This window comes from Butyrivibrio sp. AE2032, assembly GCF_000702965.1.
This window is the reverse complement of the sequence record NZ_JNLF01000003.1, coordinates 1,786,672-1,808,369: the sequence shown is the minus strand read 5'-3', so window position 1 is coordinate 1,808,369 and position 21,698 is coordinate 1,786,672. Positions and strand designations below refer to the sequence as shown.

The 21,698-nt window shown below is 41.5% G+C and carries 19 protein-coding genes and 1 pseudogene; 1 reads left to right on the top strand and 19 read right to left on the bottom strand.

The window, feature by feature from the left end; genetic code table 11:
• Positions 1-15: 15 nt before the first annotated feature.
• From BO18_RS10020 to BO18_RS09950, 15 genes and pseudogenes are all read right to left on the bottom strand, one after another.
• Positions 16-1,710 (bottom strand): hypothetical protein, encoded by a 1,695-nt coding sequence (locus BO18_RS10020; protein ID WP_034445849.1) that lies wholly within the window; start codon positions 1,708-1,710, stop codon positions 16-18.
• Between the two features lie 108 nt (positions 1,711-1,818).
• On the bottom strand, positions 1,819-3,828 hold the full coding sequence (locus BO18_RS10015) for a glycosyltransferase (RefSeq protein WP_034445846.1): 2,010 nt from the start codon (positions 3,826-3,828) through the stop codon (positions 1,819-1,821).
• A 27-nt stretch (positions 3,829-3,855) separates the two neighbouring features.
• Entirely contained in the window at positions 3,856-4,854 is a 999-nt protein-coding gene (locus tag BO18_RS10010) for a type I phosphomannose isomerase catalytic subunit (protein ID WP_034445844.1), read from the bottom strand.
• Positions 4,855-4,874: 20 nt separating this feature from the next.
• Positions 4,875-6,206 (bottom strand): sugar phosphate nucleotidyltransferase, encoded by a 1,332-nt coding sequence (locus BO18_RS10005; protein WP_034445842.1) that lies wholly within the window; start codon positions 6,204-6,206, stop codon positions 4,875-4,877.
• 23 nt (positions 6,207-6,229) lie between these two features.
• Entirely contained in the window at positions 6,230-7,459 is a 1,230-nt protein-coding gene (gene pseC / locus BO18_RS10000; protein WP_034445839.1) for a UDP-4-amino-4,6-dideoxy-N-acetyl-beta-L-altrosamine transaminase, read from the bottom strand.
• Between the two features lie 409 nt (positions 7,460-7,868).
• Entirely contained in the window at positions 7,869-8,417 is a 549-nt protein-coding gene (locus BO18_RS35990; protein WP_255350952.1) for an ATP-binding protein, read from the bottom strand.
• 414 nt (positions 8,418-8,831) lie between these two features.
• Positions 8,832-9,140, bottom strand: a pseudogene (locus BO18_RS35985) (AlbA family DNA-binding domain-containing protein); the annotation flags it as partial.
• A gap of 127 nt (positions 9,141-9,267) precedes the next feature.
• Positions 9,268-9,618, bottom strand: a complete 351-nt coding sequence (locus BO18_RS09990; protein ID WP_034445835.1) for a helix-turn-helix domain-containing protein — start codon at positions 9,616-9,618, stop codon at positions 9,268-9,270.
• A 1,004-nt stretch (positions 9,619-10,622) separates the two neighbouring features.
• Positions 10,623-13,676: a glycosyltransferase gene (locus tag BO18_RS09980; protein ID WP_034445833.1), complete on the bottom strand. Its 3,054-nt coding sequence runs from the start codon at positions 13,674-13,676 to the stop codon at positions 10,623-10,625.
• 31 nt (positions 13,677-13,707) lie between these two features.
• Positions 13,708-14,586 carry an FkbM family methyltransferase gene (locus tag BO18_RS09975; RefSeq protein ID WP_034445830.1) on the bottom strand — a complete coding sequence of 293 codons (879 nt, stop codon included), beginning with the start codon at positions 14,584-14,586 and terminating at the stop codon, positions 13,708-13,710.
• 3 nt (positions 14,587-14,589) lie between these two features.
• Positions 14,590-15,000 carry a hypothetical protein gene (locus BO18_RS09970; RefSeq protein ID WP_034445821.1) on the bottom strand — a complete coding sequence of 137 codons (411 nt, stop codon included), beginning with the start codon at positions 14,998-15,000 and terminating at the stop codon, positions 14,590-14,592.
• A 42-nt stretch (positions 15,001-15,042) separates the two neighbouring features.
• Positions 15,043-16,035 carry a type II toxin-antitoxin system antitoxin SocA domain-containing protein gene (locus tag BO18_RS09965; protein WP_034445820.1) on the bottom strand — a complete coding sequence of 331 codons (993 nt, stop codon included), beginning with the start codon at positions 16,033-16,035 and terminating at the stop codon, positions 15,043-15,045.
• A gap of 494 nt (positions 16,036-16,529) precedes the next feature.
• Positions 16,530-17,261 (bottom strand): nucleotidyltransferase family protein, encoded by a 732-nt coding sequence (locus BO18_RS09960; RefSeq protein ID WP_034445819.1) that lies wholly within the window; start codon positions 17,259-17,261, stop codon positions 16,530-16,532.
• Between the two features lie 2 nt (positions 17,262-17,263).
• Positions 17,264-18,526 (bottom strand): GHMP family kinase ATP-binding protein, encoded by a 1,263-nt coding sequence (locus BO18_RS09955; protein ID WP_242856547.1) that lies wholly within the window; start codon positions 18,524-18,526, stop codon positions 17,264-17,266.
• Between the two features lie 74 nt (positions 18,527-18,600).
• Complete coding sequence (locus BO18_RS09950; RefSeq protein ID WP_034445816.1) at positions 18,601-19,761, bottom strand: Fic family protein; 1,161 nt, start codon at positions 19,759-19,761, stop codon at positions 18,601-18,603.
• 159 nt (positions 19,762-19,920) lie between these two features.
• Here BO18_RS09950 and BO18_RS36485 point away from each other — a divergent pair, with 159 nt between their 5' ends.
• Positions 19,921-20,061 (top strand): 5-methylcytosine restriction system specificity protein McrC, encoded by a 141-nt coding sequence (locus BO18_RS36485; protein ID WP_334291217.1) that lies wholly within the window; start codon positions 19,921-19,923, stop codon positions 20,059-20,061.
• 134 nt (positions 20,062-20,195) lie between these two features.
• Here the strand turns inward: BO18_RS36485 and BO18_RS09945 are convergent, their stop codons facing one another.
• Genes BO18_RS09945 through BO18_RS09930 form a run of 4 tightly spaced genes read right to left on the bottom strand, consistent with a single transcriptional unit; the run spans position 20,196 to position 21,482 of the window.
• Positions 20,196-20,462 carry a transposase gene (locus tag BO18_RS09945; protein WP_051688633.1) on the bottom strand — a complete coding sequence of 89 codons (267 nt, stop codon included), beginning with the start codon at positions 20,460-20,462 and terminating at the stop codon, positions 20,196-20,198.
• Positions 20,463-20,513: 51 nt separating this feature from the next.
• A complete protein-coding gene (locus BO18_RS09940) occupies positions 20,514-20,864 on the bottom strand; it encodes a helix-turn-helix domain-containing protein (RefSeq protein WP_034445814.1) in 351 nt (116 codons plus the stop codon).
• On the bottom strand, positions 20,861-21,238 hold the full coding sequence (locus tag BO18_RS09935; RefSeq protein ID WP_034445803.1) for a type II toxin-antitoxin system VapC family toxin: 378 nt from the start codon (positions 21,236-21,238) through the stop codon (positions 20,861-20,863). Before BO18_RS09935 ends, BO18_RS09940 begins: the two co-directional genes overlap by 4 nt.
• Positions 21,228-21,482: a hypothetical protein gene (locus BO18_RS09930; RefSeq protein ID WP_034445789.1), complete on the bottom strand. Its 255-nt coding sequence runs from the start codon at positions 21,480-21,482 to the stop codon at positions 21,228-21,230. The genes BO18_RS09935 and BO18_RS09930 overlap by 11 nt, the downstream gene beginning before the upstream one ends.
• Positions 21,483-21,698 lie beyond the last annotated feature (216 nt).

Sequence of the window (21,698 nt, the reverse complement as noted above, 5' to 3'; positions counted from 1 at the left end):
GCGCGTCAAATAACATCAGCATTGCTCTTGAATGGAAATGCGTGGGTGTCGCCTCATAACGACCAATCCCAAAATCACTAGGGTAGCCAGAGCACTGATAGCGTAGGATACCTTCTGAAGGGTGGTCTTGCGGTAGGTGACGCGGATCATGCCAACTCCACTTCCACCTTCAGGCATGAACACCCTGACATATCCGTTGTCATCAAAGGCCTCTCCAACCTCTAGTTCCTGCACGGGATTTCCGTTGTCATCCAGCAAATATGCATGATAGCCGTAATAGTAAACATAGGGAACGTCGTAATACTTCTTGTCCAGAAGCACCCAAGCATCGTAATAAACCGCTCCTTCGGATTTAATTCCTTCAGCGCTGCTGCCGTCGTCTGCATAGGATGTATTCGGTGTCTTGCACTCTGAGGGCTCACACTCTATTGGCAGCCACTCAGCAAAGGAAACCTGATAGTCCTCAGCGTACAGCGCAGGAGTGGGGTTGATGATCGGGTAGGTCGAAGGATCCAAGAATCCAGGCCTTACATAGTTTCTGGCAGCGAACATCACCACAAGCATCACCAGTGCAGTAGCGAGCTTGCTCCATCTCTTTTCCCCAGGCAAAGAAATGTTGAATTCCCGGACAGCTTCCCCAAGCACCAGATTTATGAATATGATGATTGTAACAGTAAATGTGAAGTCAAATCTCTCTGTGTACTGGAAGAAATTCAGCGTCTGTCCTATGCTTCCACTCCAAAACCACTTTGAACAGATCAAAAAGATCAGAATGGGATTAACTATGAAGAAGCTCCATATATCTTTTCCCATCTTCCGGCCCTTTATTACAAGGAACAGGAAAAGGAAAAATGCTGCTACAAAAAGCAGAGCATAGTGAAGACCGATGTGCTGGAAGACCAACTCCTTCAGGGTCAGGATGTGATCTGTAAGGTTATAGCCATTGTCATAAAGAGCTATGAGTTTAATTCGGGTCGCCTGTTCCAGGGCAGGGAGCCAGTATGCAGTAGTAAACACTAGAGCTGCGAGGCTTATTCCCATGATTTTTCCGAAAGCAGCTGGCTTTTTGATAATGTCGCCAATGTGAACCAGTACCACGATCACCATTACAAGAAGCATGGTCAGGAAAATCAGATGGTGAGAAAGAACTACCGACGTAAGGCCAATAACATAGATAGTATAGCCCTTCTTTTCATCCTTCAAAGCCATGAGAAGGCCGCATAAAGTCACAGGGATAGCCAGATACGCAAAAAGATGCGGAATCCCGGATCCTCCAAAAAGATTTACATCATTTATCACAGAGCAGAGCAGAAGTATTTCTGAAAAAAGCCCAACGACTTTGTTGCCTGCAAGGTGTGAAAAGCAATGGAAAGCTGCAAGTGTTCCAATCAGGATCACTATAAAGAGATAGGTCTTTAGCACTATCTCATAGTCAAGCCCCAGAGCCACCAGCACTGCCGGAGGATAGATAAAGAAATCCGGGTAAAAGAATCCAACGCCATAGCCATATAACTTCATGTGCATGGGCCTTAGCTTTGCCGGGAAAATACCCAGTTTCAGGCTGTCTACCAGGGTATGGATCCTTGTATAGTGGAAGCCAAACTCGCTTCCCTCCACAAATCCCTTTATAAAAAATGGATAGAAAAAACAGATGACGCTAGCCAAAACCAAGGCATAGTATATCCAGTTTTCCTTGAGATATTTCTTCATAAAAAACAAAACTCCAATCAATGAAACTTCTTCATGATGTATAGGGTAATGATACGTAATTTCTCTGTATCACGGGATTAGCAAGGATTATGCTATCCGACAGACGTTTTACCACTGTCCGCCCTTTGCTTTCCACGCGTCCACAGCGACGCACATCCGAATCATCCTTCCAATTCCCTTGAAGAACTCCTTGTTGCTGCGCTTCATCAGTGTTCCGCGCTTAGAGCCAGGATCATACAAAAGAACTCTCTTATGCCTGTAAGTATCCCAGGGCGAATCAAGAGGTGTCAGTACCTTCAGTTCGTCATCACCAGATAGAAACCAGCCGTTGAAGGTAATCTTCTTCCATAATGATCCTCTGAAGCGCTCCCAGGTGTAATAGCTGCGGAGCTGATCCGGCGAAAGCTCCTGCGGAACAGCATCTACATATTCTCTTATCTGCTCATAAAAGAGCCTTGGGCAGATCCTTTCATAATCTGCCATGAGCTGCTTGTGGATGAGCTCTGGATCGCTATCCATAAGCCACTGCCTGCCTTTGAGGAAATCCATAAGGCCACGGTATACAAACTCGCAGTCACCATAACGGTAGCTCACAAGCATACCAATGTAGCGTTTTACAGCCCACCACTTTACATGGCTTCGCAAGAAGTCAGGTTCAAACTGAGCCGAGGTTATCAGTGTGTTCCTCATATTGTAGTATTGCTTCACTCCAGGGAACACCAGCTCAAATCCCTGATGCCATACGCAGACACCATTAAGGAACACGATTCCCCGATCACGCTGCTTTAGGCCAAACTGAATGTCATCGTGATGCACAAAAATGGGCAGAGGGATGTTCTCCTTGGTAATTGCATCCATGTTATAACAGCAGCACCACCATGCACCGTAGAGGTCATGAGAGGCGCCGGTCTTGCGATGTGCACTTGTCCCAACACCTTGAGACTGCTCCCCACCATCAATGCCGTTTCGCTGTGTATGGCTAGACGCACCATGTCCATTCTCTCCCGTCACCCAACTCTCAGTGCAAGTCTCAAAGGAGCGCATGTCAACCAGGGGATGGTCATTGCGGACCTTAAAGCCCTCATACCACTCTCCTGCAGCATGCTGAATATATCGGTGGTCTTCACGCATCAGTGCTCCACCTACAGTTATACCCTTATATTCAGGGCGAAGCGTCGAAAGAAATCCATAGAGCCTTGTAAACAAATCAGGATCAAAAACTGCGTCGTCATCCATCATAAGAAGATGGGTAAGCCCCAGCTCCTCACGCTTATCTATTGCCTCAAGCATTCCTCGGGAAAAGCCACCGGTTCCACCCGTGTTGGCGTTAGGGATGACACGGATTCGGCTTTCCTTTCCGATTATCCCCATGAATTCATCGTCTTTTTCCAAGGTCTGTCCGTTATCCACGATAAACACGTGCATGTGCTCAGCTGCTTCCGGAGTCCTGGAATCAATATCCGTAGTCGAGAGCCACGAAGTAAGGGCCTTCATGTTTCTCTTAACGTAAGGCTCTCGACGGAAAGTACAGATGTTAATTGCAAGTTCAACGGAAGGTGCGGCATTTTGGCCACCACCTGCCTCCTGCATCATCCGGCTCATCACGTTCTTGTCTCCCGACACTTCATCACCATTCTTGACATCCAACAGTCCAGTTGAACTTCCTGCATGAGCTTCTGCCCCATAAAGAACAGTCGCCTCTGCAACCTCTGCCTCAAAGTGCCCCTGAATTTCCCAGTCACCGTCCATGTCCACAGGCTCAGCCTTAAACCAGAACACACCGGTTTTATACTCTTCATAGGGAAGTTTCAGCGATACCCTTGTATCCTGATCCAGGACATTGGTCTTGCCACGGAGTCTGTCCATTCCACTGATAGGCATATCCTCAAAGGATTTCTCCCCAATCTCCTGCCTGTCATGCATAAGCACGATGCGCCTTATACCCCGAACAGTCAGCTCAAGACTAAGGCCCTTCAGATCACAGTACTTATGGTGCTTATCCAGGTAAAAGAGATTGAAATACCCATCAAACAAAAGAAAGCCCTCTTCTCGGTGGAGATAAAGAGCTTCCTCATTACATATATTTTCAGTCGGATAAAGAATTGTCTGTAGTTTCATACCCCCGTATAACCATCCCCCATAAACTTAACAGCTCACATTAAGAATCTGTGCTCTGCCGTGTAATTTAAGTACTTCACTTTCTGCAGGTACAAATATACAATCGCCTTTAAAGAAGTTTAAAGAGCTGCTAGAGCCCTCTCCATCCCAGCTTATGCTGCCACAGCCGTCGACACACAAAAGTGCATGAAAGCTGTTAACTCCGGTCTGAAACGTCACCAGTTCTCTGCAAACTTCCGTGTTCAAAAGAAGTCTCTCAACCTGGAAGTACTTGCACCTGGTCAACAACTCACTGGCGCAGCCAGAGCTATATCTAAGTGTTCTCATAGGCTGCCTCGGAGCCGCGCTGCTCTTTAGGTTTGCAACATCCAATGCCTTATCTATGTGAAGTTCTCGCTTGTTTCCGTTCTTATCCGTTCTATCGTAATCGTATAATCTGTAGGTCAGATTACTGCTTTCCTGGATCTCGGCCACCAGTGCCCCAGCGCCAATAGCATGGACCGTTCCGGCCTCGATATAAAACAGGTCGTTTTTGTGAATCGGTACATGATTGAGTAAGGGACCTATGGAGCCGTTTCCTATAGCTCTTTTCACCTCGTCAGAATCCACGTCCCTTCTGAAACCGTATACCAGAGAGGAGTCCTTTTTGGCATCAAGCACATACCACATCTCGGTTTTGCCAAGGGATCCGTTTTCATGCTCCTTCGCATACTCATCATCCGGGTGAACCTGAACCGACAGATCACTCTTCGCATCTATGAGCTTGATCAGTATCGGAAGCTCCGGTCTTCCCTGGGTGGTCTGCAGCGGATGAGTTCCCAGAATCTCAGGCTCTTTGGAAAGAAGCTCTGAGAGTGTGCAGGAAAGTGATGGAACCTGGCTTTCGCCATCAGAGTGAGTGCTGCATACCCAGGCCTCCGCAAAAGGGCTGATATCCACATTAAGTCCGAAGTCATCATTAAGTCTGCTTCCGCCCCACAGGTAATCTTTGGCTGCGGGAAGCAGTTTAAATGGAATTCTCTTCATAAAATGTCGTTCCTCAACCTTTATACAGGCATCTCAAACTTCTGTTTATCTGAGACAGTGATCTCGGTGCCTAGCTGGACCTCAATAAGAACCAGTCCCTCATCTCCTGCAATAACTGTGTGCTTGCATCCGGCTGACATGGTCACAACATCACCGGGCTTAACCGGCTGCTCCATGCCATCAACTATAGTCTTACCGGAGCCATCCACTACAGTCCATACCTCATCACGATGCTGGTGGCTGTGGTAATTCATCTTATTTCTTGGATTTAAGGTTACCTTTACTGTCATGGAAGCTTCGCTGACATCAAGAACCCTATAGCTTCCCCAGCTCTTTTCAGCAAACATAACCTGCTGGTCAATATCGTCCACAAAAGGCTTGATGTAGGAGCTCTGTTCTTTATCTGAAACCAGGATTCCCTCAGGAGACGCAGAAATGACAACATCCTTAAGTCCCATTGCAAGAACAGGGATTCCAAGCTCATTTACAATATGTACGTTAGAACAATTCTCGTTAAGACGTCCGTCACCGATCACAGGCTCTTCCATGGCCTCTGTCAGTGTATTCCAGGTTCCAAGATCCTTCCAGGAGCCAGAATAGGTCAGCACGTCCAAAGAAGTCTCCTGCTCAACTACAGCGTAGTCAAAGCTGATCTTCTTAAGGGAGCTATAGCCTGAAAACAGGTCATCATAGGAACTTGTACCCAACAGCTCTTTTGCCTTATCAAGTACGTAGGAGAGCTTATACGCGAACACTCCGCCATTCCAAAGAGCGCCCTGATCTATGTACTCCTGAGCCTTTTCCTTAGTGGGCTTTTCTGTAAAAGCATAGCCCTGAGTACCATCAGCTGCCTTAACCGGCTTGATATAGCCATACTTTTCACTTGGGTAGGTTGGTGCAATTCCCATCAAGACCAGATTCTTGTCACCGTTTTCAGCTGCTTTGTAGAGCTCGTTGACACATTCAAAATAGCTATCATCGACGTAAGGATCAACAGGACATACAACTACAGCCTCATTCTCGCCAACTCCCTGAACGTCGTGAAGATAAGCAGTTGCCAGAGCGATAGCTGCAAAAGTATCCCTTCTGCAGGGCTCAACTGAAATGCCAACATCCATCCCAAGCTGATTGTGGATAGCTGAAACCTGGGACTTGGAGGTTGCAATAGTCACGGTCGCATCGGGGTCCACAGTTTTTATCTGACCATAGATTCGCTGAACCATTGAAATATGCTCTTTTTCTCCTGCCTCATTAGTGGTAGGGAATATCTTAATAAACTGCTTTGAGCGGATATCGTTTGATAAGGGCCAGAGGCGCTTTCCTGATCCGCCTGATAATAAAATTATATTCATCGATTTTTCTTTTCCTTCTAAATTTATACGTGGTAATAGTTCACAAGCTTAGTTACAGCCTTGATAACGTCCTCAACATCAGAATCTGTAAGCTTCGGGTACAGCGGAATACTCATGATTCCAGAATAAACCTCCTCAGCCACAGGGCACTCGCCCTTCTGATGCCGCATCTTGTGGTAAACCGGCATCCAGTAAACAGGCACATAGTGAACCTGGCACTGAACGTTCTCAGCAGACATTGCATCAAAGAACTGCTTCCTGGTGCATTTAAGCTTCTTAAGATCAAGCCTTATCACATAAAGATGCCTGCTGGTATCAGATTCAGGAATCTCCTGCTGAACAATGAGACCGTCCAGATCCTTGAACGCCTCATTATATCTGGCAACAATCTCTTTTCTCCTGGAAACGAAAAAGTCCAGTCTGTTCATCTGGCTGCAAAGTAGAGCAGCCTGGAAATCAGTCATTCTGTAGTTAAAGCCAAGCATCTGCTGCTCGTAGTACCAGATACCCTCAAGGTTCTCATCGCATTCGTCAATGAATTCGCCGTGATTACGCACAATGCCATGGGACCTTAATAATTTAACTTTTCTAGCATATTCTTCATTATTAGTAAGAACCGCACCGCCTTCACCGCCGGTAATGGTCTTAACCGGGTGAAAAGAGAAGCAGGTGAGATCCGCGTAGCTGCCAACCTTACCACTTACAACCTTACCGTTATAGGCTGATCCGATTGAATGGGCAGCGTCTTCTATAAGAACAAGCTTATGCTCGTCACAGATCTTCCTTATCTCATCAAAATCGCAACACTGTCCGGTATAATCCACTGCCACAACAGCCTTGGTCTTGTCTGTAATCTTCTCCCTGATGGACTTTGGATCGATATTGTAGGTATTGATATCAACATCAGCAAAAACCGGAGTTGCTCCGCAGTAAAGAGCACAGTTAGCTGATGCCATGAATGTTAGGGGTGTTGTGATAACCTCATCCCCAGGACCCACGCCAGCTGCCGCGCAGGCCAAATGAAGTGCCGCTGTACCATTGGAACATACGCTCGCAAACTTCGCCCCGGTATAGCTCTCCAGCTTATGCTCCAGCTCCTCAACCTTAGGTCCGCAGGTTATAAAATCAGATAAAAGAGTCTTCGATACCTCTTTTACATCATCATCATTTATCCATTGTCTTCCGTAATCAATCTTCTCTTTTCTTACAGGATCTCCGCCTTCAATGGCTGGAATTCTCTCTTTATCAGACATAATATGCCTCCTCTATTACTACTCAATCATCGCCCTTTATTATAGCACCTAGGGTCAACAAATACATCAATCCTAATGAATACATATTTCAATGCATTTCATTTTCCGTGAAATAATCATTGCAAAAGTATAAATTTTTTATAACTTTTCTATTGAATTAGTATAAACTGCATGATAACTTATCTTTACTAAATATCAACGTTTTAAAAAACTTCAGGCCTTGGACGCTTCGTGTGTTTGCATCTCTGCAAAAACCGGCGTCTGTTCTATAGGCTCTGGTACCCATTCTTTTAAATTCCTAGTCATACAAGTATTTTATCAGATAATGCATCAATTAGACGAATTCTTATCTTTATTCCCGTTGATATTTAAAGCAGATTGAGAATACGCAAAATGGTCTGCCTTTTCATTAACTTATAACAACCCATTTCCCAGTTTTATTTCCCCCCTGGCGCTCAATAACCTTTTTTTCTTTCAATGAAGCAAGTATTTTTCTAATATATCCATCAGAGTATCCACTTACTGCAACTAATTCCCTTATAGTGATACTGGAATTCTGACTTATATAATCAATAACACGCTTCTCAGCCTCATTAATACTAACTTCATTATCAGCGTCCGCTCCATACCTATTCTTTTTCTCATAATTAAACGGAATCGTAACATTAACAAAATTTTCCATAATGTCAAAAGCCTGTTTTCCATAATTGCTTATAATAAGAGGAATGCCATGACCGGTTTGTTCTACATATCCCAATTGACCGAATATCTTTTGAAGTTTGAAGTTTACCGGCTTACTTATTCCTTTATAGAACTCTTCCTTGTTTAAATCTACCGGTAATCCCCCTGTAGAGATAATTTCCATTCTGTCAGAAAAAATATAAACTGCTGGTGGATTTCCTTTGTCCCATTTCGTATGAATACATGCATTTTGCCAAGCTTCTTTAAAACTTGCCATATCAAATAATTTTTCTTCCGTTCGCCTATGGTTTCCCATCGTAACCATAGTTTCATTGATGGATTCCATATAATCCAACACTTTATCAATAGCAGTAACCAGACAAGTTCCCCCATACTCATTTCTCTTTATAAGATTCGTCTTATCTTTTCCTGCAAATGTAACAACTTTTATCGAAATGTCATTTTCATCAGCAAGCAAAAAAGCCATCATATTATATTTTCCATCGCTGTTTTTCAACCCTGCATTATCTTCAAAGGTTGTCTGATCAACTGTCAGCCCAGCTGTTACATATGCAATTTTAAGTTTGTTAAAAGTAAGCGCCTGAACCGGTGCGGGAATCAATGTCAAAATATCCGATGAAGTTTGTCTATCCATCAACTCCTTAAGAGCTGTTGGGCTCAATTCTCTATCTTCATCAGCCGATCGCATATAGTAACGTCCATATGCTGAATATGGTTTTTCTGAACCGCGTACTTCAATTTTTATTACGTTTTTGTCATCGATCAGTTCATGTTCTATGGTCGGTATAACTTGTGGCTTAAGGAAATTTGCTATCGCTTGGGATATTTCTCTAAGTGTTCTGTCGCCCATTTGCTGGCCAACTACATCCCCATTGTCCTTAACTCCAAAATATAGAACTCCATAGCCATTCTTATTGAGCATAGAAGCCAATGAAGTTATTCCTTCCCGGAGCTCACCGGTTGTTTTCTTGAATTCTACCTTTTCTGTTTCTTTTTTGCTACTTTATTTGCCACTCTATTTGCTACTTTATTTACTACTTTTCTTTCCACTCACATATCCCCTCTTATAATTAGTCCTAAAATGCGGATTCTAATGGTATAAAAAATCATTCCGTGGCATTTTTCAAAGCTTCCGCATATCCCAAAAGCCTTGCCTGCTGCGCCTTATCCATTGAATTGAATGCTGTTATCAGCTTCCCTCCATCAGTCTCAGCCTTTATTGCATACCAATCCCTTGGATTTCCTCGATCTCCCTGAGGTTCAATATCAGATAGAAGCCATTCAGGATCCACGTCAAGTACCTTGCAAATGACCATTATCTTGTCTGCAGTAGGATTGGTCTTCTTTTTCTTCCAGTCGCTTATTGTACTTTCCGCTATCCCGGTCTTCTCAGAAAAAGCTTTCTGGGTCATATTCAGTTCCTGTAGTTTGTCAAATATCTTGTCTCTAATAGTCATGATAATATGAGTTCCGTTACACCATTCCAAGTCCTATTTTCTAATACCAAAATGCCTATTCAAAGCAGATATATAGCCATTACCCATGTCACTTTCTGGGCAAGCCAATAAAGTAGTCTTCCCAGAAACTCTACTCGTCCCTATATGGTTATTCACAACATCATCAACCGGAGTACACGGTTCATTATTGCGTTCCTGCCATGGTGATACTGTAGCAATATTGCCAGGAAAATCCAAAACAGGTACTGAAGATATCAAGATAAGAGTCTTAGAGGTTATTCTAAGTGATGGATCTCGCGAGTACCTTGGAACCAACATATTTGACACAGCTATGTCTGTGGATATGTTTCGCGAACTATATTTTCTCCGCTGGCCTGTTGAAGGCAAATACATGGAGTAAAAGAAAAATTCCTTCTTGAAGAGTATAGTGGAAAAACTAAAACTGCTGTGTTTTAAGAATTCTATATAAATCTACTCATGTCAAATCTGACTTCTCTGATAAAAAACAAAGTCGACGATGACATAGATGAACACATGACCACAACTGGCAAGTATAGGTATCAAGCTAACCGAGCCTATATTATAGGCCGTCTAAAGAAAGCATTTCCTAAGATCCTTTGTAACATACTGCAAACAGAATACATAGATCAGATAGTATCCGATGCATTCAAAGTTCGGTCACAGATAATCCCCGGCAGGAAGTTTAGAAGAAAGACCAGAAAACTGGTTTGCAGAAAACACTTTCCAAACCTTAGACCTGTCAATTGATACATCATATATGAGTTTTTCTTAGACCTGATATGATTCAGGTCTGTTTGTCATGCGATAACATTAAGAAGAAAACATAGATGCCTATTCAATATGATATAATCTATTGGTAGATGATACACATTAACTTAAAGCAGTATTTCTATTCATACTAAGTTGACGGAAAGTGTACCACATTGGTGACAGGTACCACTGTCTCATTTTCCCTCAATAATTTGCCTTATGGAATCCATTATTTATCTTTTCATCACTTTCTTTCTAGCTCTCCTTACCAGTTTAGGAATGAACATGAATACAGATCCAATCTTATACGTCAAGCTGTCATACACTCTGGCAAGTTCCTGCTCGGGCGTTTCCCCAAGATCATTTAAACTCTTTTTCTCTACATCAATGTTATAGAATCCGCATTCCTCTATCCAGAAGTCATATGCGCTCATATCATGCTTACCATTGGCATCATCCTCAAATCTATGAAGCTTAAAAATACGCTTATCAAACTCCTTAGAAAATTCCATAAGATATTCCATTGGTGCGCTTAAAGCAACAGGATTAAACCTGTATCCGAATCCCATCTTCCCATGTATAGCTTCATACTCTTTCACATAGGAAAGCGCATTGTCCTGAATAATACGAAGTATCATTTCAGGCATATAATCAACATTATATTCCTCAAATACCGGCTCCATGGTGCCATTTTTTTCTTCAAAGCCTATGGTTGAAGGTCCACGTTCCATAAAGAGCATTTCTCGAACAACTCCGGTAATGCATGGCTTAACCGGGTAGAACAGTCTGCACTTACATCCAGCCATAGTGTGTCTGTCATTTGCTGTATCATCGTTGACGTGAATGTAATACACGCCAATAGGAAAGCCAAGAAGCTTTGTAAGAGCTGATTCCACTCGGCCGTTATATCCTATATCAAAAATGTAATCGCCTGGCTTAACAAATCCCAGGAAATATTCTCGAAGCTTTTCCTTATAAGTCTCCAGCTTAGAGAAATCAAGATACTCTTCAATGAGAATCTTCATGCATCTGGCAAAATTAGCTTCTTTTTCCAGACGTTTGCCATAAGCAATAGATTCTGTGATCAATCTATTGCTTATATTATCTCGAGAAACTCCATCCTTAACAATCGGATTCAGAAACTTAACTAAGTCTTTGGGTGTAATATTCAGAGTATTAACTTTTTTGTTAAGAGAATACAAATCCTCTGGACCATTTACATCTGCTAGAAGAAGCGCTTTTCTCGAAACTCTTATGTAATTACTTCTAATATCTGTATGGTTTATCGTGTCAAAAGTTCTTTTTATCAAATAGCCATCTCTGGCAACAAAATGAATCGTAGAAACACGGTCTTCACAAGCAGATTCCACAATCCACTTTGCAACAGCCAACATATGGGGACCGAGAACTGAATAGCCTATTACTCTTGGGTCAAGATTAAAATCTGAGCTCCTATTAAACCTAACAAAAGGATTATCAAAAATCCTATTGATATAGATTCCTACCGCATTACGGAGCGACTGAGACCACGCAAACTGGTTTCCCACATCCTCTATCAAAGTACCATTGTTTCCAAATACATTTTTATAAAGACCGCCCTCATGTCCTAATGTTGTACCGGCAAAACACTCAAAGGCATTTGGCACCTGGAAAGCATTTATACCAAGCCTTTGAGGCACCTCAAAATCAGCATAGTAATTGTCTCCAATATGGACCATTTCATCTTTTCCAAAAGAACTTTCAGCGAGAATATACTTAAACAGATTTCCAGAGTGTTTTGTGAGCTTTATTTCAGATGAGACATAAAGTCTGTTATTACCGTCATAACCATTCTTCTCCAAAATACTTCTAATTGTTTCTTTCGGAAGATACATGTCAGAGGTATATATGATTTCCTTACTGCAATCCAATGCAAGTCCGTATAATTCCTTACCAAACTTCCTCTCCAGTGAGCAATCAATCTCCAACTGTTTCTCATACTCCATCAACTTATTTAGCCTTGTGGCACTGATGATGTAACGATTTGCAAGAAGTTCATATATATCGGAAAGAGTTATATCCTCACCCTCTACACACTTCTGTCTGCAATCCTGTTCGGCAGCAATCCTCATATATTGGAAATTTGTAAGAGAGGAGCTCTCTTGATTAAATTTTTGGGACAGAACAACAAATAAATCCGGAGGATACACAAATGGGCGCATTACAAGTGTATCAAAGACGTCAAAGCTGACAGCTTTAATGTCATCAGAACTGAGTGTCTTTTTGATCTTCTCTTCACAATCAAAAATATCCTCCATATTCGTCCTAGTTATACGTATGAAATCAATGTTTTCCTGGGGAATAAACTCATCATGAAAGTTCAAATATTCACGAACAATTCGCTCTTTGTCTTCCACATCATCATTAATTAAATGAAAGACTATTGAAGAAGCCGTGGCCTTCAATTTTTTATACATATTTTGCATCTCTTCATCATAAGAAGGAACCAAAGACTCTAAAAATGCTAAAGCAGATGCCACATTTTCCACATACCTGTCAACTTTATCTTTGTTGCATGCCTGATTTATTGAAGAAGTAATCCTCTGCCTGTAAAAATAATACACCCCATGCACATTCATAACATGGTTTGCGCTCTTCCACATCGCCGAAGTAAATACCAAATCTTCCCACATAAGCATATGATCATGCTCATCTGAAAACTCCTTCAGAACTGAAAGATTCTTTTCCCACAACTCCCTCCTATATAGCTTATTCCATACAACCTGCCACCCGGCAAATGAACATCCCTGTTCTAGGAACGCGGTAAATACCTCATCCCCCTTCAGATCAAAGTCATTTATTCTGAAAGGATCCAGATTAATATACTCTTTAGAATGCTTACCATGCTCTAATTCAAAATCGTCAGCAAACTCACCGACAACCATATCCAGATCATTAGTCTCAGCACATCTGAGAAGCATCCTGACCCAGTCAACAGATATCGTGTCATCTCCATCAACAAACATTATGTACTTCCCGGAAGCCTTTTCCACTCCGGTTATTCTGGCGGCAAACAAACCCAAATTTTTTTCATGACTAACAGGCACAATGCGCTCATCTTCAGAATTGTACTTCTTGATAATCTTTCCTGTACCATCCGTAGAACCATCGTTGACCACTATTATTTCCAAATTTCTGTATGTCTGGACCAAAATACTATCCAGACATTCCCCAATATACTGCTCAATGTTATATGCAGGTATTATGACCGATACTAACGGTCCGTTAGACACAAAACTATCTGACATACACTTCCCCCCTCACAAAATATATGAAATATCATTTTGGTTCAGCTATTAGCATGGTTTCATAGGTTGCGTTAGAAACGGTTGGTTTCCTGATCTTAAAGTTGTAATCTATTCCCCAGTCCTCAAGCATCGTCTTAATTCCAAAGAAATCGTTTTTATTGTGATAAATACAGATCAGCAAAATTGGCCTCTGCTCAGCAATCAATCTCTTGGCGCCTTTCAGGCAGTCGCTTTCGCTTCCTTCTATATCCATCTTGACAAGACCAACCTTCAGCTCATTTTCACGAACATACTCATCCAATGTTACTACAGGAACCTCGTATGGTTCACTATAGAACCGCCTATCCTCATTCCTAGGATAGCTAGTAGATCCTTCTCCGGCATAGTACATTGTTACTACTCCCGGCTCCGCCCCCAAGGCCTTCTGTTCCAGAGTCACATTGGTCAAATAGTTGAGCTGCATGGTCTTATGAAACAGCTCGATATTCTCTTTCATTGGTTCAAAAGAGATAATACGGTCTGGTGATAGTTCTGAGAAAATAAGCGCGGTATCACCAATGAATCCTCCAGCATCAATAATGGTCTTCCCTTTCAGCCTTTCTATATCGGCCAGTTCGTTCAAGCAATACTTATGATAAAAAACTACCGGTTCAAAGTGATTTATTGGAAGTCGATACTGACGATAAGCATATAATTCATCAGTAATCCTTACTATCTCCTTAGAAAAAAGGTCATCTATTCTTCGCAGTTCATCCTGTTCATTTATGGTAAACAGATCTATCCGCTCCAAATCACTGGACAAATACTGACTTTGCCTTAGCAAAATTCTATTTACAATCGAAATACTCTCCCCGTCAAGCCCACGAATAAGGGAAAGATACTTCTTTTCAAGCTCAGAATTTTCAGCCAAATTTCAATAATTATTGCTGATTGCAACCTTTTCATATGCATTATCCCAGTAATATATCTTATTATCCGTTCTTATATCTTGGAGATTTCTAACAATGGCTTTTCGGTGTTGTTCAACTGAGTTTTTCAATTCCCACACAGCATTCTTGAGTTCATCTACAGTGCGCTCTGTTGCATCAGCGGTACGTTTTGCAGCATCCGCAACCTCCTTCGCCTCCAGTGCAGCTCTCTCGGCTGTCTCAGAAGTTTGCCTTGCAGTCTCTGAAGCCTGTTCAGCCGCATTTGCAGCTTGTATAGATTCATCAATCCGCGAGTTTAGTCCAGAAATCCTACCATCCAAGGAATCGTAGTACCAACGAACCATATTCCAACTCGGAGGAACAATACGCTTAAGAATTCCTTTTATCCACCCCATACATCTGATCTCCCTCATAACAGACTCTAATATCCTCGTATTTTAGATCACACCTAATGAATCAATATACTGCCTAACACCATCCCCAGAACTCAAGTCATATTTTTTATTAACTGACATAAAATAATCTGTGATTGCTTCATGTGTTATACGCTCAGTGCAATGCTCTTTTTCGCCATATCCAGAGTGTGCATTTATCCAAGGTGCTTCAGCATGGCTTAAATCTTTTAGTGTCACACCATTATATATTGCAAAATGGTCCAAAACAAAGTCAATAACCCCTCTAACTTCACCATCCAGCATGTCAGTCATATCCACTTTATCAATTATTATCTGCGATTTGCCAAATGATTTGTATTTCTCATAAATCTCCGGAAATACCGGTCCATAAATCCACGCTTCGCACCTGTTATCAAATATCCTTTTATTCAATTGCACTTGAACAAATGCCTCGATATAGTAAAGAAGCTTCTGCAAGGACATATTAGTAATCTCATATTTGGAATTTAATATGTATAAAGCCACAGCTTCAATAGTTGTATCTGATGAATTAATATAACTATAATACTCGATTTTCTTCCCTATCCTTTGTACTGCAAGCTTATTGAGTTTATCCTGATTCTTCTCATAATACTCTTTCATAAAAGTATAACTAGCAAGCACTCTCCGGAGCATATCCGAATAACGTTTACTCGGCAACTGACCTTTTAAATAATTTTCAATAGTATGCTCTCCAAGCCCTAAAACCTTTGAAAGAGGGCGCTTATCCACATCATATTTCTCAATTATGTCCTGTATTTCGCTAATCTGAATGTAATCGTTTTCTTCACGGCATTTAGATTCAAATTCAGTTTCATTCAAATCATCCAATCCAGGAACAGTAACCCGCTTGCCGCACCTACAGCAAACTGCTATCCGCTTATTGTAGGTACACTTTATCCCATTCCATTCCCTATCACACCTCTCAGTGTGAATCTCGTATAACTGTAAGCTTCCACAATCTGTACAAATAACCTTGTCCAGACAATTATCCATATGTAGCAAACTCCTATCCATAAAATCCAAAAGTCTTTACCCCAAGCACTATTATGTATCAATATATGTACAGACACTCACCCCACAGATAATGTGAGGTGGTGTTCTTATATTCGTAATCAGTCATGAAAAGAAATAATCCAAAGAACTCCGTTTAGATGCTTAGCCCAAGTAAGCTTAATATATATATCAACACTTACACTCTCAGCATCTTCAATTCCGCGTGGAATCAAAGAACAATTATAGTTTAAAAAATACACTATATCCTTGCAATACTTAGGATTATTACTAGGTTCCCATCCCCTGTAATCTCCAATTGTAAGCTTTAGCAGAATATCTATCCTATCTTTCTCGCTTATAATGTATTTTTGAAAAAACTCCTCCTCATCTATAATACGGTTTATAATGTTATTATATTAAAAAGTACATTTTTGTCAATATGTGTACTTTTCCTCGTATTACAGCTAAAGAGCTATCACCAGCACTATTCCTCACTATTTCTTCAACAAGTTCATCCCATCCTTCACCGCCTTATAACTCTTCATATCCCCAATATCATACCTCTTCCCCGGCATCTTCCAAGCATGCATATCTACTCTTCCGCTAAGCCATGCAGCGAAAGAACCCGGAGCATCCGGATTACAGCCCGCGTCAAGAGCCTCCCCAACTCTCTTTATGTCCTCGCCTCTGTAATAGTAAAACGGCGGAACTGCCAGATTAGAAGCAGGTTCTTCCGGCTTCTCCGCATATCCGGTAATCTTCCAGTTATCATCCACAGTAATAACAGCTGTCCGCCTGAGTTTCTCCACAGACTGCTCCTCGTGGCACATAACACAGCTGCTTCCCACTTTCCTGGCATATTCAATAAACGGCACTAGTGAGAAATCAAGCACATTGTCCCCTGCCATAACAAGACAATCCTCATCGATCTCGCCTGCCTCAAGCGCCATCTGCATATCTCGAACAGCTCCAAGCCTGGTTTCATTAGTAACAGTCCCGTCATCTATTACCCTGATTTTCTCCAGCCTAGTCCCAATCCAAGATAAAAAGTTCTCATAAAACTTGTGATTGCTCACCACTATAAACTCTTCTATCTCACCAGCCACATCCTCAATGAGCCAGTCCAGTATAGGCTTTCCTCCAACATCAAGAAGCGGCTTAGGAAAGTTCTCAGTCAGCGGATAAAGCCTCGTGGCATACCCGGCAGCCAGAATAACAGCTTTCATCATCAACCTCCAATTTTCACTCCATCAGCCGAGCAGCACAAAGCAGATGAATACTTATCAGCAAGTCCCGGAAACATGTCCAGATATCTCTCTTTCACGAATCCCAGAATATCTTCAGCCTTATCCGGATCTATAAGCGCCATACAGCACCCTTTAAACCCAGCGCCACTAAACCGCCCACCATAAATCCCGTCAGTTTCAGTCATAATATTGAAAAGAGCTATCAGCTCCGGACATCCGCATTCGTAATTCTCAACGCTGCTTCTGCCACTTTCAAAGATCAGCTTTCCATACTCCTCGAGGTTTCCCTTTCTCCAGGCCTCAGCACCTTTCTGCGCCCTGTTAAGCTCTCCGAAAAAGTGTACTGCCCTCTTCCTGAAGTTATCTGGAAGCCTGTCACCAAATTCCTGAAAGACATTCGTAGGCACATCCCTTAGCACAGCATCGCTAAATTTCCCATACTCCATTCCAGAGAAAGCCATTAGATTATAGGCTGCAGCCTTACATTCATCCTGTCGCAGGTTATAAGCGCTACTAGCAAGACTCCTCGTAAGCCCACTAAAAAACACAGCAATACTATATGGCTTCATTTCTGCTGCAGTAGGAATCAGTTCATATTCATCATTACTACAGTCCAGATAAAGAAGATTATCCTTCCTGCTGAGAACCTCACAACACTGATCAAGCTTTCCGCAGTTAACTCCAACATAGTGGTTCTCTGCAGCCTTCGCAAGCATAATGATTTCCCACTGCTCCAGAACAATAGAATTAACTTTCGCCAGTGCTGACAAAAAGGCAATTATAACAGACGCAGAAGAGCTGAGTCCTCCAATTGGCAACTCTCCCTCAATCACAGCACTTATTCCATATCTCAAAGGATACTTCTCAGCCAGTTCCCTGGTCGCACCTCTCAAATGATCAGCAAAATCTCCCTGCTTGTGATCAGGAACTCCTGCCACGTGAAACTGTGCTCTCTTCCCGGGAAAATTCACAGACTGAACCTCAACAACACCGTTGTTCTTGATGCTGTAAGCAATATGAATCCCCTTGTCTATAGCCAGTCCATTGATCACTCCGTTCTGATGGTCAATGTGTGCCCCCAGCGGAGAAATCCTGTATGGGCAAAAAGAAATCCCTTCCGGATCTCTTCCGTATGTAGAGAAATATAGTTCTTCACATTTCATAATTAATCCTTCTTTTATGGTGACAGACACCACTGTTATAACACCTGAATAACTATTCCCTCTCCAAATATAGTCATTCAATAATCTTTATCTTTTGCGACAGATTTCATTTACTCTTTCTCCCACATGATTATACCTTTCATATGCACATTTTCCTATATCTCCGTCCCTTTTTGTAGAATACTAAGATACTTATCAAATTTGTATTTCTTATACCTTTGCTTCTCAGGCGTTATATCTACCAGTATTCCCACCTTACAAAAATCCATACATATCGCTGATGCAGTGGGTTCTGACACATTCAGAAGCTTAGCTATTTGCTTCTTGGAAACAATAGGATTTTCAAACAACAGTGTAAGCAATCTTTGATAATTACTATTACCATTGTCTACTTCGTATAGCTTTTCAGCATATTCCTTTTTTAAAGCAAGTATTGCTTTTGCTGAATCAGTAGCTTCATCAGACGTTTCAGCAATTCCTTTAAGAAAAAACTTGATCCAATCCTCCCACGCCCCCTCAAATCGTACTTTATTAAGTGCTTCATAGTATTCGCCTCTATGGAGCTTGAAGTAGTAACTTAAATATAACAGTGGTTGAGACAGTATTTCCTTTTGACATAGCCAAAAAATAATAAGTAAACGCCCCATCCTACCGTTTCCATCAAGAAATGGGTGGATTGTTTCAAATTGCGCATGAATAAGGGCAATTTTAATCAATGCTGGCATGTGGTCTTCTTCATAAAAGAATGTCTCCAATGCCTCCATGGCCTTCTGCATTTCACTTGGTGGCGGAGGTACAAACGAAGCTGTAGACAACGTGCATCCTGTTGGGCCAATCCAGTTCTGAGTTTTTCTGAATTCTCCAGGATTCTTAGCAGCACCTCTCACATCAGTTAATAACTCTTTATGGATCTCCTTAATCAGCCTCAAGCTTAATGGCAAAGAACCAAGTCTATCCAAACCATAGTATATAGCCTTCACATATCTGACAACTTCCATTATGCTATCTTTGGTTTTATCTAGTCCGGATTCGTCAGTAGTATTAAGTATATCAACCAATGAAGCCTGTGTCCCTTCAATCTGGGAACTAAGCACTGCTTCTTTCTTTACATACATCGCCACAAATAATTCCGGGTTTGGAAGAATTTCGGTTATTCCATCCAATCTTCCCAACTTTCTATCGGCTAAAGAAAGCAGATCCTGCATTTCATCGTCAATACATACTGGGGGATTGGGTGGTAAATTATTAGGACAAAAGGCATCGTAACCAGTTGGCTGGTAAGTAATAGCACCAGACCTGTTACTTTTTAGAATCATAAACGAACCTCTAACTAAAGACATTTTTGATTAAAATAATTATATGGATTTTAAGCAAAAAAAACAATAAATTCCTTTGCTTAAAACCAATAATGTTGGGTTAAGCCAAATATTTTTACTTACACTCCCCAAGAAAGGCCGCGATATCCAATACCCTTCTTGATAAAGTGGGCAAGGATCTTCTTGTTCAATAAAAGTTTTACAACGTTCTCCGGGCAGGAAAAATCGAGAGCGCTGTTGTTCCCAATGGAGTCGGTTTATGAGAGCTACATAGCCAAGCAGATAAATGATTGCTGCTGACCTCTGATGGTTGAAGCTTCAATCTCTACCATAAATCCATCAACACCTGATGTTGCCATACTCTTTACTACTATTGCCATTGTTGCTATCTTCCTTAATTAACTCATTTTTTGATTTATATTCCTAATATTTCTTCAACTGCTTACAATACTATATGGATGCAGCATCTTCTGCATCATCTTCCACAGTTCTTCCTGATCTGTCTCAACTATCATATGAAAATGATTTGTCATAAGGCACATGGCATGTATCTTGCAGCCATATCTTTGCTTTGCTATTGAAATGCACTCAAGAAATCTCAAGTAATCCGACCTGTCCCTATACAGCGTAGTTCGTCTGTTACCTCTGCTCATTACATGGTAAGTTGCTCCGGGATACCATTCCCTTTTCTTTCTGCTCACATATCCCTCTTATAATTAGTTCTAAAATACGGATTTTAATATTATAAAAAATCATTCTGTGGCATTTTTCAAAGCCTCCGCATATCCCAAAAGCCTTGCCTGCTGCGCCTTATCCATTGAATTGAATGCTGTTATCAGCTTTCCTCCATCAGTCTCTGCCTTTATTGCATACCAATTCCTTGGATTTCCCCGATCTCCCTGAGGTTCAATATCAGATAGGAGCCATTCAGGATCAACGTCAAGCACCTTACAGATCACCATTATCTTATCAGCAGTAGGATTAGTCTTCTTTTTCTTCCAGTCGCTTATTGTACTTTCCGCTATCCCGGTCTTCTCAGAAAAAGCTTTCTGGGTCATATTCAGTTCCTGTAGTTTGTCAAATATCTTGTCTCTTATTGTCATGGCCTGAAAACATCTATCATTAATCCGTCTATCATTTTGTAGTGCTTATCATTTGCTGTATATAGCGTTTGCCTCATTTCTAAACAGGAAGCCGCGATTAAAGCATCAGCCATTTCCATAGAATGGCTTAGTGTATATGTTTCAACTAACTCTGCTGCCCTTTTCGAAATAGCCTCACTAATTGGAATAATCTCTACTCCCATATTAGCAAATGCCTTCTTCATTTTGTACATTTCCTGCTTGTTTCGCATTCCTTGCAATAATTCCATATATGTCACTATTGATATAGAAAAAGGCACTGACTCAACAACGGTACTGACTGCCTGTTCATTCCCCCTTAAAAACCATATGAGAACATCTGTATCAAAAATCAAAATTTCGCCCCTTTCTCATTGATCTTACCTCATCATTGACATTCATTGTGTTATCATGCAATTTCCATAGCCCAGCAATGCTTCGAGCAGCTTCCTTCCTTTCATCACCTGACGTTATCACTGATTCCGCAGACTTTTTTGCTCCATCGAGAATAGTTATCAGAACATCGCATCCATCGTATAAACTGATATTTTCATTAACTACCACGGCATTATTATCTATATGTCCATTAATTGTATGCATTGTCGTCCTCCTACAATTAGGATACGAATCCTTTACAATCTGTACCACACTCATTATATCATTCTCCTCCACGGGCCACAATAAAATAATACTATTATACGGATATTGTACTCAAAATAAAATGCCTGTCAACCCCGCCGAACAATTGTTCACAAAATGTTCATGGTGACAGGCACCACTGTTCTAAAATATTATCGTCATCAGTAGTCCATTCAG